The following is a 240-nucleotide window of genomic DNA, read 5'->3' as shown; positions in this document are numbered from 1 at the left end:
GCCTTCCTGCTGCGCGGCGACGGCAAGGTGCGCGGCGATGCCGAGTTCATCTTCTACAACAACCTGCAGTCCAGCGACGGCGCCGTCAAGCACACGGGCGACAACCGCACCGGCCAGGGCGAAGGCGACGACGAGCGCATCATGTTCGACCTCACGCGCGTGCCGCCGGAGGTGGAAAAGATCGCGTTCGCCGTCACCATCCACGAAGCGGACCAGCGGCGCCAGAGCTTCGGCCAGGTC

General features: G+C 67.5%; 1 protein-coding gene. It reads left to right on the top strand.

Annotated features, from left to right (window positions below; all coding sequences use genetic code 11):
- Nucleotides 1-240, top strand: a 240-nt coding sequence (locus tag ACPYOM_RS23715) for a TerD family protein (RefSeq protein ID WP_481347863.1), incomplete at both ends; no start/stop codon positions are given.

Source organism: Monashia sp. HAY1-2A, from assembly GCF_056755315.1.
The sequence above is the reverse complement of the archived record's forward strand: the minus strand, read 5'-3'. Positions and strand labels throughout refer to the sequence as shown.